At 48.1% G+C, this 13,436-nt stretch carries 4 protein-coding genes, 3 tRNA genes and 5 rRNA genes; 4 read left to right on the plus strand and 8 right to left on the minus strand.

From position 1 onward, the window contains the following. The 4 genes from AC6I7V_RS13460 (at nt 1) to AC6I7V_RS13475 (ending at nt 3,616) form a co-directional block, all read left to right on the plus strand. Entirely contained in the window at nt 1–729 is a 729-nt protein-coding gene (locus AC6I7V_RS13460; protein ID WP_255229612.1) for a uroporphyrinogen-III synthase, read from the plus strand. A gap of 19 nt (nt 730–748) precedes the next feature. Next, on the plus strand, nt 749–1,969 hold the full coding sequence (locus AC6I7V_RS13465; protein WP_498011025.1) for a uroporphyrinogen-III C-methyltransferase: 1,221 nt from the start codon (nt 749–751) through the stop codon (nt 1,967–1,969). Next, a complete protein-coding gene (locus tag AC6I7V_RS13470; RefSeq protein ID WP_498011026.1) occupies nt 1,969–3,150 on the plus strand; it encodes a heme biosynthesis protein HemY in 1,182 nt (393 codons plus the stop codon). Before AC6I7V_RS13465 ends, AC6I7V_RS13470 begins: the two co-directional genes overlap by 1 nt. 133 nt (nt 3,151–3,283) lie before the next feature. Next, the gene (locus tag AC6I7V_RS13475; RefSeq protein WP_255229609.1) at nt 3,284–3,616 is read left to right on the plus strand and encodes a c-type cytochrome; all 333 of its coding nucleotides are present in this window, start codon (nt 3,284–3,286) and stop codon (nt 3,614–3,616) included. Nucleotides 3,617–4,236: 620 nt separating this feature from the next. On the opposite strand, the gene AC6I7V_RS13480 is transcribed toward AC6I7V_RS13475, so the two are convergent. From AC6I7V_RS13480 to AC6I7V_RS13515, 8 genes are all read right to left on the minus strand, one after another. Continuing rightward, nucleotides 4,237–4,313 (minus strand) — tRNA-Asp (locus AC6I7V_RS13480). A 45-nt stretch (nt 4,314–4,358) separates the two neighbouring features. Further along, nucleotides 4,359–4,474, minus strand: a 5S ribosomal RNA gene (rrf, locus tag AC6I7V_RS13485). A 118-nt stretch (nt 4,475–4,592) separates the two neighbouring features. Then, a 23S ribosomal RNA gene (locus AC6I7V_RS13490) occupies nt 4,593–7,486 on the minus strand. A gap of 308 nt (nt 7,487–7,794) precedes the next feature. Further along, nucleotides 7,795–7,870 (minus strand) — tRNA-Ala (locus tag AC6I7V_RS13495). Nucleotides 7,871–7,910: 40 nt separating this feature from the next. Then, a tRNA-Ile gene (locus tag AC6I7V_RS13500) sits at nt 7,911–7,987 on the minus strand. Nucleotides 7,988–8,053: 66 nt separating this feature from the next. Further along, nucleotides 8,054–9,610 (minus strand): 16S ribosomal RNA (locus AC6I7V_RS13505). 374 nt (nt 9,611–9,984) lie between these two features. Continuing rightward, nucleotides 9,985–10,100, minus strand: a 5S ribosomal RNA gene (rrf, locus tag AC6I7V_RS13510). Between the two features lie 118 nt (nt 10,101–10,218). Continuing rightward, nucleotides 10,219–13,111 (minus strand): 23S ribosomal RNA (locus AC6I7V_RS13515). The 16S, 23S and 5S rRNA genes sit together here with 3 tRNA genes alongside, the layout of an rRNA operon. Between the last annotated feature and the right edge of the window lie 325 nt (nt 13,112–13,436).

A 13,436-nucleotide genomic window follows, 5' to 3' on the forward strand; every position in this document is an offset into this window, starting at 1 on the left:
ATGACGGTGTTGGTAACTCGCCCTGGTCTTGAAGGGCAAGCGCTTTGCCAACAGCTAGTGGATGATGGAATCACTGCGATCCATCATCCACTGATTCGCATCGTTGACAACTCTCCCCCCGAACCGCTTTCTGATCTGTTACAAAGCAGCGATATTATCATTGCTGTCAGTCAACACGCCGTGACCTCGGCTCAACGAATTCTCGCACAAAGTAACCAAAGTTGGCCCAGTTCCGCTCTATATCTTGGCGTTGGTCAAAAAACCGCGCACATTTTAAGCAAAGCTTGTAAACAAAAAGTAAACTACCCACAAGTGAGTGATAGTGAGCACCTTCTTAGGCTACCAGAGCTGAGAAACGTGCAAAAAAAGGCGATCTTAATACTGCGTGGAAACGGTGGTCGCGAGCTTATACGCGAATCTCTAGTCAATCAGGGAGCACGAGTCTCTTATTGTGAGACCTACCGTAGAGAATATATTCCGATAAAGCACCACAATACTTACCCTCTATGGGTTGAACAAAAGATTTCAAAAATTGTCATCACCAGTCAGGAGCAATTGGAATACCTTACCGCCAATACACCTGATGAGTATTCGAATTGGCTTTTCACAAGACATCTGTTTGTCCCAAGCCAACGCATTACAGAACGAGCCCAACAGCTTGGGTATTCAACAGTTACGAATACGACAAGTGCGACAAACCCAATATTACTGGCTGCTCTCCAGCCTTAGCTAGAAACAGGAAATAAGCATGACAAGCAAAAAAAATAATGAGCATATTGAACCTGAAAAAAGTCCAGAAACTCAGCCAGTAGTTCAAGATGATGTTGTCTCTGAGAATTCAGAAGAGGCAAAAACAGAGACCCCAAAACCAGAAGAGCCACAAACCAAGTCTGAAGTTACATCGGAAGAAAATGAGCTAATCGCCAAAGCTGAAAAACAAGGTAAACGCGGCGTTAAGTTTGGTGCGATTGCCATCGCAATCTCGATTATCTTCAGTGGCGGTATCGCTTTCCAAATGCAGCAAAAAAATGCTGAATACTCGGCGCAAATTGCATCCCTTCAATCTCAGTTGGAAAATACCCAATCGGCCGTTAACAAAGACCTACAAGCTGTGAAGCAAGAGACCATTCAAGAGGCGTCTCAAGCTGTGCAAAAAACACAGGTTGTACAAGCTCAACAAGAGCAAAGCATTCAAAGCCTGCAGCTTGCTGTCGCTGACGTGAAAGGTCGCAGACCAAATGATTGGTTACTTGCAGAAGCAGACTACCTAGTAAAACTAGCAGGGCGCAAGTTGTTCTTAGAGCACGACGCTGTCAGTGCAACTAAATTAATGGAAAGTGCTGACCAACGCATTGCGGCACTGAACGATCCAAGTCTAGTGTCACTGCGCCAATCTATGGCGAACGATATTACTAAGCTTCGCACTATCCCACTGATCGATCGTGACGGCTTAGTGCTACGCCTAACCAGCCTGCAACAACAAGTCGACACTCTACCGCTGGCAAATGCAATCTTGCCTGAAGCACCAGAACAGACAAAAGAAGTGGTTTCTGGTGACATCAACGACTGGCAAACCAACCTGATGACTTCACTAAAAGATTTCTCAGGCAACTTCATCACTTTCCGTAGCCGTGATGGTGATGTAGTACCCCTACTTTCTCCAGAGCAACACTTTTACTTAAGAGAAAACATCAAAGGTAAACTTGAGACAGCAATCCGAGCGGTTTACAAAGAGCAAGGTGACATCTATACCGCTGCACTAGAAACGGCAAACGAGTGGTCAACAGCATACCTGAACCAAGACAACAACTCGGTCATCGAGTTTGAGAAAGCCATCAAGCAACTGAGCGAACAAAACATCACCGTAAAATACCCAGTGAAGCTTGAGTCTCAAAGCTCTCTTTCAGATGTCATTCGTGACCGTCTACGTCGTGAAGTTACGACAATGACGAGTAAGGAGGAGAAATAATGATTCGTTGGATTTTTCTTTTCTTAGTCCTTGGCGCCGGTCTATTTGTCGGTACACAGTTCTCGGGACAACAAGGCTACGTTCTGATCTCTATTGCCAATAAAACAATTGAGATGAGTGTGACTACCTTGGTTATCTTTGTGATCGCGCTATTGGCCGCACTCTTTGGCCTTGAGTACCTGTTTAAGAAGGTGGTATACGCAAGTTCTACTACGTGGAACTGGTTCAGTGTGCGTAAGCAAAAACGTTCACGTCGTTACACCAATGAAGGTATCGTTAAACTGCTTGAAGGTGATTGGAAAGGCGCAGAGAAAAAAGTAACGCGCTGGGCTAATCACCACGACATGCCGCTACTCTGTTATCTAGTGGCGTCACAAGCAGCACACGAGCAAGGCAATAAAGATGAGCGTGATAAGTACATCGAACTTGCTAGCCAACAAGAGAACTCTCAGCTTGCTGTTGAACTAACTAAAGCTAAGCAGCAGATCAGTGAGAGAAACTTTGAAGCTGCGTTTGATACTCTGTCGACCCTAAAAGGCACTTACCCAAGCAACACTGCTGTTCTTGGTCTATTAAAGACAACTTACGTTGAGCTGAAGTTATGGCAGCCTCTGATTGAACTGACGCCTAAATTGGTTAAAAGCAAGCTAATCACAGCTGAAGAACAAGTCGCGTTAGAGCAAAAAGCACAATGTGGTCTACTGCACGATGTCGCTAAGCAACAGGGCAGCGAGGGACTTATCAGTCACTGGAATAAGCTATCTCGCAAGCAAAAACAAAGTACACACCTTGTCTCTTGTTTTGTTAAACAGTTAATTGCTCGTAAGGCAGACTCAGAAGCATTCACCGTCATCAAAGAGAACATTGCTAAGAGCGAATCAAACGAGCTGTACACATTACTTCCAGAACTTAACCTAGCCGACCACCACCCAGTGGTTGTTATGCTAGAAAAAGCAGTGAAGAAAGATGATAGCAACGCAGAAGCCCACAGTGCTCTGGCGCAGTTCTACCTAAGAGAGCAAAAGTGGACAGAAGCGCAAGCGCACTTTGAAAAAGCGCTAGAGCTTCGTTCTAACGTTTCAGATTATGGTTACCTGTCTGATGCTCTTGAGAAACAGAACCTAACCAAAGCTGCCCATGAGGTTTCACGTAAGGCTTTGGGCTTAGTGAAGTCAGCATAACAAACGTAATGACAACACCACAAAGCCGATGCAGAGATGCATCGGCTTTTTTGTACATTTCATTCAGATAATATTCATACCACCTATCGTACTCTTACTTCATTCCCAAATTACACCATGAGTGAGAGTCATCATGTCAAAGTTCGCCACCCTATTACTTACTAGCTTTATTGGCTTCAATACATACGCAGCTAACTTAGATATAGAAGCTGGTGAGAACTCCTATAAGACTCTCTGCGTGTCCTGCCATGGCGATCTTGGCCATGGTGATGGTATTTCGGGAAAAGCGCTCCCAGAGCAGCCCTCGAACATTTATGATGGATTGAACTCTTGGTTTGAAAGTGAAGCAGAACTCATCGACACCGTGTTAAATGGTAATGAAAGTATGCCCGCTTGGAATTCCGTCTTAAATGAGAAAGATGTAAAAGATATCTTTGCCTATATCGAAAAGATAAATAGCAAGTAACCCTTGGTGTACTACCTAACCATTGCTGGGTGTTTTACTTCTTACGCGACTAATCTGTCTTTGAAATTTACTTTATATACCTGCAGGGTTTAGATTCCCTACTCCTTCCTTCGTCAGTCTAGGGAATGACGAAGGCTTTACTATTAGTTAAAGCGCTAAGTAGAAAGAGAGTCTAGCTGAGAGCTAGGTGGAACATGTGACTTAGAAATGGCGAGCTACCATATGTATAGACTGTATAGACGCCAATAATCACAGCTATATCTAAATCTAAAGATACTCCTTAATACATAATGTGGTTCTTAAGTGACTGGGATTTGTTAGTCGAATCCCCAAATACCTCTCCCTAGAAACGACAAAAACCTAGTCGCAAGACTAGGCTTTCTAACAAATGATGGAGTGGCCTTGGTTGCGGACAACGGGTAAACCTTTTGCGGGACTCTTTCGACCGAAGGGTGAATACAATCATTCAAACGTAAAAAAGCCCAAGCAGTTATGCTTGGGCTTAGTATAAGTGGCGGAAGGCTGGGGTCGCAAGCGACCGGGACTCGTTGGTCGAAGACCAAAATACCCATCCCCAGAAACGACGAAAGCCTAGTCGTAAGACTAGGCTTTCTGATAAGTGGCGGAGTGGACGGGACTCGAACCCGCGACCCCCGGCGTGACAGGCCGGTATTCTAACCAACTGAACTACCACTCCGCAGTGGACTACTTGTCGTCGTTGACAAGTCGTTCATAATTTAAAGCCTGGCGATGTCCTACTCTCACATGGGGAAGCCCCACACTACCATCGGCGCTATTGCGTTTCACTTCTGAGTTCGGCATGGAATCAGGTGGGTCCACAACGCTATGGTCGCCAAGCAAATTCTTTCTTCTCTGATTTTCTTTCAGAAAAGTAATCTGGAAAGCTGTTTCTGTTCTCTCAAACTCATTCAAGCGTTTGTATGTCTTGAGTCCATCAAAACCCCTTGGGTGTTGTATGGTTAAGCCTCACGGGCAATTAGTACAGGTTAGCTCAACGCCTCACAGCGCTTACACACCCTGCCTATCAACGTTCTAGTCTTGAACAACCCTTTAGGACGCTTAAAGCGCCAGGGAAGACTCATCTCAGGGCTCGCTTCCCGCTTAGATGCTTTCAGCGGTTATCGATTCCGAACTTAGCTACCGGGCAATGCCATTGGCATGACAACCCGAACACCAGAGGTTCGTCCACTCCGGTCCTCTCGTACTAGGAGCAGCCCCCTTCAATCTTCCAACGCCCACGGCAGATAGGGACCGAACTGTCTCACGACGTTCTAAACCCAGCTCGCGTACCACTTTAAATGGCGAACAGCCATACCCTTGGGACCGACTTCAGCCCCAGGATGTGATGAGCCGACATCGAGGTGCCAAACACCGCCGTCGATATGAACTCTTGGGCGGTATCAGCCTGTTATCCCCGGAGTACCTTTTATCCGTTGAGCGATGGCCCTTCCATTCAGAACCACCGGATCACTATGACCTGCTTTCGCACCTGCTCGAATTGTCATTCTCGCAGTCAAGCGGGCTTATGCCATTGCACTAACCTCACGATGTCCAACCGTGATTAGCCCACCTTCGTGCTCCTCCGTTACTCTTTGGGAGGAGACCGCCCCAGTCAAACTACCCACCAGGCACTGTCCGTAATCCCGATTCAGGGACCAACGTTAGAACATCAACACTACAAGGGTGGTATTTCAAGGACGACTCCACCACATCTAGCGACGCGGTTTCAAAGTCTCCCACCTATCCTACACATGTAGGGTCAATGTTCAGTGCCAAGCTGTAGTAAAGGTTCACGGGGTCTTTCCGTCTAGCCGCGGGTACACTGCATCTTCACAGCGATTTCAATTTCACTGAGTCTCGGGTGGAGACAGCGTGGCCATCATTACGCCATTCGTGCAGGTCGGAACTTACCCGACAAGGAATTTCGCTACCTTAGGACCGTTATAGTTACGGCCGCCGTTTACCGGGGCTTCGATCAAGAGCTTCGACCGAAGTCTAACCCCATCAATTAACCTTCCGGCACCGGGCAGGCGTCACACCGTATACGTCATCTTACGATTTTGCACAGTGCTGTGTTTTTAATAAACAGTTGCAGCCACCTGGTATCTGCGACTCTCGTCAGCTCCATCCGCAAGGGACTTCACCGATAAGAGCGTACCTTCTCCCGAAGTTACGGTACCATTTTGCCTAGTTCCTTCACCCGAGTTCTCTCAAGCGCCTTGGTATTCTCTACCCGACCACCTGTGTCGGTTTGGGGTACGATTCCTTACAATCTGAAGCTTAGAGGCTTTTCCTGGAAGCATGGCATCAATGACTTCACCACCGTAGTGGCTCGACATCGTATCTCAGCGTTAAGAAAGTCCGGATTTACCTAAACTTTCCGCCTACGTACTTGAACCTGGACAACCGTCGCCAGGCCCACCTAGCCTTCTCCGTCCCCCCATCGCAATTGTAAGAAGTACGGGAATATTAACCCGTTTCCCATCGACTACGCCTTTCGGCCTCGCCTTAGGGGTCGACTTACCCTGCCCCGATTAACGTTGGACAGGAACCCTTGGTCTTCCGGCGAGGGAGTTTTTCACTCCCTTTATCGTTACTCATGTCAGCATTCGCACTTCTGATACCTCCAGCAGCCCTTACAGACCACCTTCAACGGCTTACAGAACGCTCCCCTACCCCGCACACTAAAGTGTGCAGCCGCAGCTTCGGTGTATAGCTTAGCCCCGTTACATCTTCCGCGCAGGCCGACTCGACCAGTGAGCTATTACGCTTTCTTTAAATGATGGCTGCTTCTAAGCCAACATCCTGGCTGTCTGAGCCTTCCCACATCGTTTCCCACTTAGCTATACTTTGGGACCTTAGCTGGCGGTCTGGGTTGTTTCCCTCTCCACGACGGACGTTAGCACCCGCCGTGTGTCTCCCGGATAGTACTTACTGGTATTCGGAGTTTGCAAAGGGTTGGTAAGTCGGGATGACCCCCCTAGCCTTAACAGTGCTCTACCCCCAGTAGTATTCGTCCGAGGCGCTACCTAAATAGCTTTCGGGGGAGAACCAGCTATCTCCAGGTTTGATTGGCCTTTCACCCCTAGCCACAAGTCATCCGCTAATTTTTCAACATTAGTCGGTTCGGTCCTCCAGTTGATGTTACTCAACCTTCAACCTGCCCATGGCTAGATCACCTGGTTTCGGGTCTATATCCAGAGACTGAACGCCCAGTTAAGACTCGGTTTCCCTACGGCTCCCCTAAACGGTTAACCTTGCCACTGAATATAAGTCGCTGACCCATTATACAAAAGGTACGCAGTCACACCACGAAGGTGCTCCTACTGCTTGTACGTACACGGTTTCAGGTTCTATTTCACTCCCCTCACAGGGGTTCTTTTCGCCTTTCCCTCACGGTACTGGTTCACTATCGGTCAGTCAGTAGTATTTAGCCTTGGAGGATGGTCCCCCCCATATTCAGACAGGATATCACGTGTCCCGCCCTACTCGATTTCACTGATTATGATGTGTCGGTTACGGGGCTATCACCCTTTATTGCGGCACTTTCCAGAGCCTTCACCTGCATCATTAAAAGCTTAAGGGCTAATCCAATTTCGCTCGCCGCTACTTTCGGAATCTCGGTTGATTTCTCTTCCTCGGGGTACTTAGATGTTTCAGTTCCCCCGGTTTGCCTCTTGTTGCTATGTATTCACAACAAGATACTTACTTATGTAAGTGGGTTTCCCCATTCGGAAATCCCAGACTCAAAAGGTTTTTACTACCTAATCTGGGCTTATCGCAAGTTAATACGTCCTTCGTCGCCTCTGACTGCCAAGGCATCCACCGTGTACGCTTAGTCACTTAACCATACAACCCGAAGAGGTCTTATGTATGGTAAACAACCAAGGTTTTTGGTTGTAACAAGAAGGGTTAATTCTTATTACGTGTTTGCCGGACTCAATGGTGATTCAAATTAGATTTGAATCGAATACAAGACACTTGAATGTGTTTGTGTTGTGTTTACTTCGAAAAGTAAACATTGAGAACTTTTAATTTGATTTAAATAACTGTGTTATTTAAATCAGTCAGCTTTCCAAATTGTTAAAGAGCAGATTCGCTTTCTATTTAAAGAAATGAACCATTTTTAAAAGCACTATCGCTAATGCGCTTAAAGATGGTGGAGCTAAGCAGGATCGAACTGCTGACCTCCTGCGTGCAAGGCAGGCGCTCTCCCAGCTGAGCTATAGCCCCAACGAAATCGATATTGACCGCTATCTCTGGGAAAAGATAGTGGTGGGTCTGAGTGGACTTGAACCACCGACCTCCCGCTTATCAGGCGAGCGCTCTAACCAGCTGAGCTACAGACCCAATATCGTCTCTTAACTTTCTAAACCGTATCAATCTGTGTGGACACTTATCGTGAATATCTTCGTATAAGGAGGTGATCCAGCCCCAGGTTCCCCTAGGGCTACCTTGTTACGACTTCACCCCAGTCATGAACCACAAAGTGGTGAGCGTCCTCCCCGAAAGGTTAAACTACCCACTTCTTTTGCAGCCCACTCCCATGGTGTGACGGGCGGTGTGTACAAGGCCCGGGAACGTATTCACCGTAGCATTCTGATCTACGATTACTAGCGATTCCGACTTCATGGAGTCGAGTTGCAGACTCCAATCCGGACTACGACGCACTTTTTGGGATTCGCTCACTCTCGCGAGTTGGCTGCCCTCTGTATGCGCCATTGTAGCACGTGTGTAGCCCTACTCGTAAGGGCCATGATGACTTGACGTCGTCCCCACCTTCCTCCGGTTTATCACCGGCAGTCTCCCTGGAGTTCCCGACATTACTCGCTGGCAAACAAGGATAAGGGTTGCGCTCGTTGCGGGACTTAACCCAACATTTCACAACACGAGCTGACGACAGCCATGCAGCACCTGTCTCAGAGCTCCCGAAGGCACACCTGCGTCTCCGCTGGCTTCTCTGGATGTCAAGAGTAGGTAAGGTTCTTCGCGTTGCATCGAATTAAACCACATGCTCCACCGCTTGTGCGGGCCCCCGTCAATTCATTTGAGTTTTAATCTTGCGACCGTACTCCCCAGGCGGTCTACTTAACGCGTTAGCTCCGAAAGCCACGGCTCAAGGCCACAACCTCCAAGTAGACATCGTTTACGGCGTGGACTACCAGGGTATCTAATCCTGTTTGCTCCCCACGCTTTCGCATCTGAGTGTCAGTATCTGTCCAGGGGGGCCGCCTTCGCCACTGGTATTCCTTCAGATCTCTACGCATTTCACCGCTACACCTGAAATTCTACCCCCCCTCTACAGTACTCTAGTTCACCAGTTTCAAATGCAGTTCCGAGGTTGAGCCCCGGGCTTTCACATCTGACTTAATGAACCACCTGCATGCGCTTTACGCCCAGTAATTCCGATTAACGCTCGCACCCTCCGTATTACCGCGGCTGCTGGCACGGAGTTAGCCGGTGCTTCTTCTGTTGCTAACGTCAAGAGATAGCGCTATTAACGCTACCCCCTTCCTCACAACTGAAAGTACTTTACAACCCGAAGGCCTTCTTCATACACGCGGCATGGCTGCATCAGGCTTTCGCCCATTGTGCAATATTCCCCACTGCTGCCTCCCGTAGGAGTCTGGACCGTGTCTCAGTTCCAGTGTGGCTGATCATCCTCTCAGACCAGCTAGGGATCGTCGCCTTGGTGAGCCATTACCTCACCAACTAGCTAATCCCACCTAGGCATATCTTGACGCGAGAGGCCCGAAGGTCCCCCTCTTTGGCCCGTAGGCATCATGCGGTATTAGCCATCGTTTCCAATGGTTATCCCCCACATCAAGGCAATTTCCTAGGCATTACTCACCCGTCCGCCGCTCGACGCCGTTATCGTTCCCCGAAGGTTCAGATAACTCGTTTCCGCTCGACTTGCATGTGTTAGGCCTGCCGCCAGCGTTCAATCTGAGCCATGATCAAACTCTTCAATTTAAGATTTTGTGACTCAATGAATACTGATTACATTCCCCATTCGTTTTAGCAAAAAGCTTACGAATAGTGACTGTGAATTGACTGTGCTAAGACCGAAGTCTTAATTGGTCACTCAGTTCATTGAAATCAAGTTGAAACCGAAGTTTCTTTTTTGATATTCATCAACGAGTGCCCACACAGATTGATAGGTTTAAATTATTAAAGAGCTTTGCTATCAACGCTTTAGCGTTGAAGCGGATGCGTATAATACGCGATTGACTCTGTAAGTCAACATAAAACTCTAAAAAAGATTAGAACTTTATGGTGACTTGCTTAGTAACTAAGCAAAGTCGCTATTTTGTTTTCATTTTTCTAAAAAATGAAAGTAAATAGGAGCCTGGCGATGTCCTACTCTCACATGGGGAAGCCCCACACTACCATCGGCGCTATTGCGTTTCACTTCTGAGTTCGGCATGGAATCAGGTGGGTCCACAACGCTATGGTCGCCAAGCAAATTCTTTCTTCTCTGATTTTCTTTCAGAAAAGTAATCTGGAAAGCTGTTTCTGTTCTCTCAAACTCATTCAAGCGTTTGTATGTCTTGAGTCCATCAAAACCCCTTGGGTGTTGTATGGTTAAGCCTCACGGGCAATTAGTACAGGTTAGCTCAACGCCTCACAGCGCTTACACACCCTGCCTATCAACGTTCTAGTCTTGAACAACCCTTTAGGACGCTTAAAGCGCCAGGGAAGACTCATCTCAGGGCTCGCTTCCCGCTTAGATGCTTTCAGCGGTTATCGATTCCGAACTTAGCTACCGGGCAATGCCATTGGCATGACAACCCGAACACCAGAGGTTCGTCCACTCCGGTCCTCTCGTACTAGGAGCAGCCCCCTTCAATCTTCCAACGCCCACGGCAGATAGGGACCGAACTGTCTCACGACGTTCTAAACCCAGCTCGCGTACCACTTTAAATGGCGAACAGCCATACCCTTGGGACCGACTTCAGCCCCAGGATGTGATGAGCCGACATCGAGGTGCCAAACACCGCCGTCGATATGAACTCTTGGGCGGTATCAGCCTGTTATCCCCGGAGTACCTTTTATCCGTTGAGCGATGGCCCTTCCATTCAGAACCACCGGATCACTATGACCTGCTTTCGCACCTGCTCGAATTGTCATTCTCGCAGTCAAGCGGGCTTATGCCATTGCACTAACCTCACGATGTCCAACCGTGATTAGCCCACCTTCGTGCTCCTCCGTTACTCTTTGGGAGGAGACCGCCCCAGTCAAACTACCCACCAGGCACTGTCCGTAATCCCGATTCAGGGACCAACGTTAGAACATCAACACTACAAGGGTGGTATTTCAAGGACGACTCCACCACATCTAGCGACGCGGTTTCAAAGTCTCCCACCTATCCTACACATGTAGGGTCAATGTTCAGTGCCAAGCTGTAGTAAAGGTTCACGGGGTCTTTCCGTCTAGCCGCGGGTACACTGCATCTTCACAGCGATTTCAATTTCACTGAGTCTCGGGTGGAGACAGCGTGGCCATCATTACGCCATTCGTGCAGGTCGGAACTTACCCGACAAGGAATTTCGCTACCTTAGGACCGTTATAGTTACGGCCGCCGTTTACCGGGGCTTCGATCAAGAGCTTCGACCGAAGTCTAACCCCATCAATTAACCTTCCGGCACCGGGCAGGCGTCACACCGTATACGTCATCTTACGATTTTGCACAGTGCTGTGTTTTTAATAAACAGTTGCAGCCACCTGGTATCTGCGACTCTCGTCAGCTCCATCCGCAAGGGACTTCACCGATAAGAGCGTACCTTCTCCCGAAGTTACGGTACCATTTTGCCTAGTTCCTTCACCCGAGTTCTCTCAAGCGCCTTGGTATTCTCTACCCGACCACCTGTGTCGGTTTGGGGTACGATTCCTTACAATCTGAAGCTTAGAGGCTTTTCCTGGAAGCATGGCATCAATGACTTCACCACCGTAGTGGCTCGACATCGTATCTCAGCGTTAATGAAGAGCCGGATTTACCTAACTCTTCCGCCTACGTACTTGAACCTGGACAACCGTCGCCAGGCCCACCTAGCCTTCTCCGTCCCCCCATCGCAATTGTAAGAAGTACGGGAATATTAACCCGTTTCCCATCGACTACGCCTTTCGGCCTCGCCTTAGGGGTCGACTTACCCTGCCCCGATTAACGTTGGACAGGAACCCTTGGTCTTCCGGCGAGGGAGTTTTTCACTCCCTTTATCGTTACTCATGTCAGCATTCGCACTTCTGATACCTCCAGCAGCCCTTACAGACCACCTTCAACGGCTTACAGAACGCTCCCCTACCCCGCATACTAAAGTATGCAGCCGCAGCTTCGGTGTATAGCTTAGCCCCGTTACATCTTCCGCGCAGGCCGACTCGACCAGTGAGCTATTACGCTTTCTTTAAATGATGGCTGCTTCTAAGCCAACATCCTGGCTGTCTGAGCCTTCCCACATCGTTTCCCACTTAGCTATACTTTGGGACCTTAGCTGGCGGTCTGGGTTGTTTCCCTCTCCACGACGGACGTTAGCACCCGCCGTGTGTCTCCCGGATAGTACTTACTGGTATTCGGAGTTTGCAAAGGGTTGGTAAGTCGGGATGACCCCCCTAGCCTTAACAGTGCTCTACCCCCAGTAGTATTCGTCCGAGGCGCTACCTAAATAGCTTTCGGGGAGAACCAGCTATCTCCAGGTTTGATTGGCCTTTCACCCCTAGCCACAAGTCATCCGCTAATTTTTCAACATTAGTCGGTTCGGTCCTCCAGTTGATGTTACTCAACCTTCAACCTGCCCATGGCTAGATCACCTGGTTTCGGGTCTATATCCAGAGACTGAACGCCCAGTTAAGACTCGGTTTCCCTACGGCTCCCCTAAACGGTTAACCTTGCCACTGAATATAAGTCGCTGACCCATTATACAAAAGGTACGCAGTCACACCACGAAGGTGCTCCTACTGCTTGTACGTACACGGTTTCAGGTTCTATTTCACTCCCCTCACAGGGGTTCTTTTCGCCTTTCCCTCACGGTACTGGTTCACTATCGGTCAGTCAGTAGTATTTAGCCTTGGAGGATGGTCCCCCCATATTCAGACAGGATATCACGTGTCCCGCCCTACTCGATTTCACTGATTATGATGTGTCGGTTACGGGGCTATCACCCTTTATTGCGGCACTTTCCAGAGCCTTCACCTGCATCATTAAAAGCTTAAGGGCTAATCCAATTTCGCTCGCCGCTACTTTCGGAATCTCGGTTGATTTCTCTTCCTCGGGGTACTTAGATGTTTCAGTTCCCCCGGTTTGCCTCTTGTTGCTATGTATTCACAACAAGATACTTACTTATGTAAGTGGGTTTCCCCATTCGGAAATCCCAGACTCAAAAGGTTTTTACTACCTAATCTGGGCTTATCGCAAGTTAATACGTCCTTCGTCGCCTCTGACTGCCAAGGCATCCACCGTGTACGCTTAGTCACTTAACCATACAACCCGAAGAGGTCTTATGTATGGTAAACAACCAAGGTTTTTGGTTGTAACAAGAAGGGTTAATTCTTATTACGTGTTTGCCGGACTCAATGGTGAATCAATGTAAACATTGATTCGAATACAAGACACTTGAATGTGTTTGTGTTGTGTTTATACCGTTCTTAATAAATAAGAGCAGATAAACATTGAGAACTTTTAATTTGATTTAAATAACTGTGTTATTTAAATCAGTCAGCTTTCCAAATTGTTAAAGAGCAATAATAGCTCGAAGCTTTCGCTTCAAAACCATCAATCTGTGTGGACACTTATCGTGAACATCTT

This window comes from Vibrio sp. KUL70, from assembly GCF_059725515.1.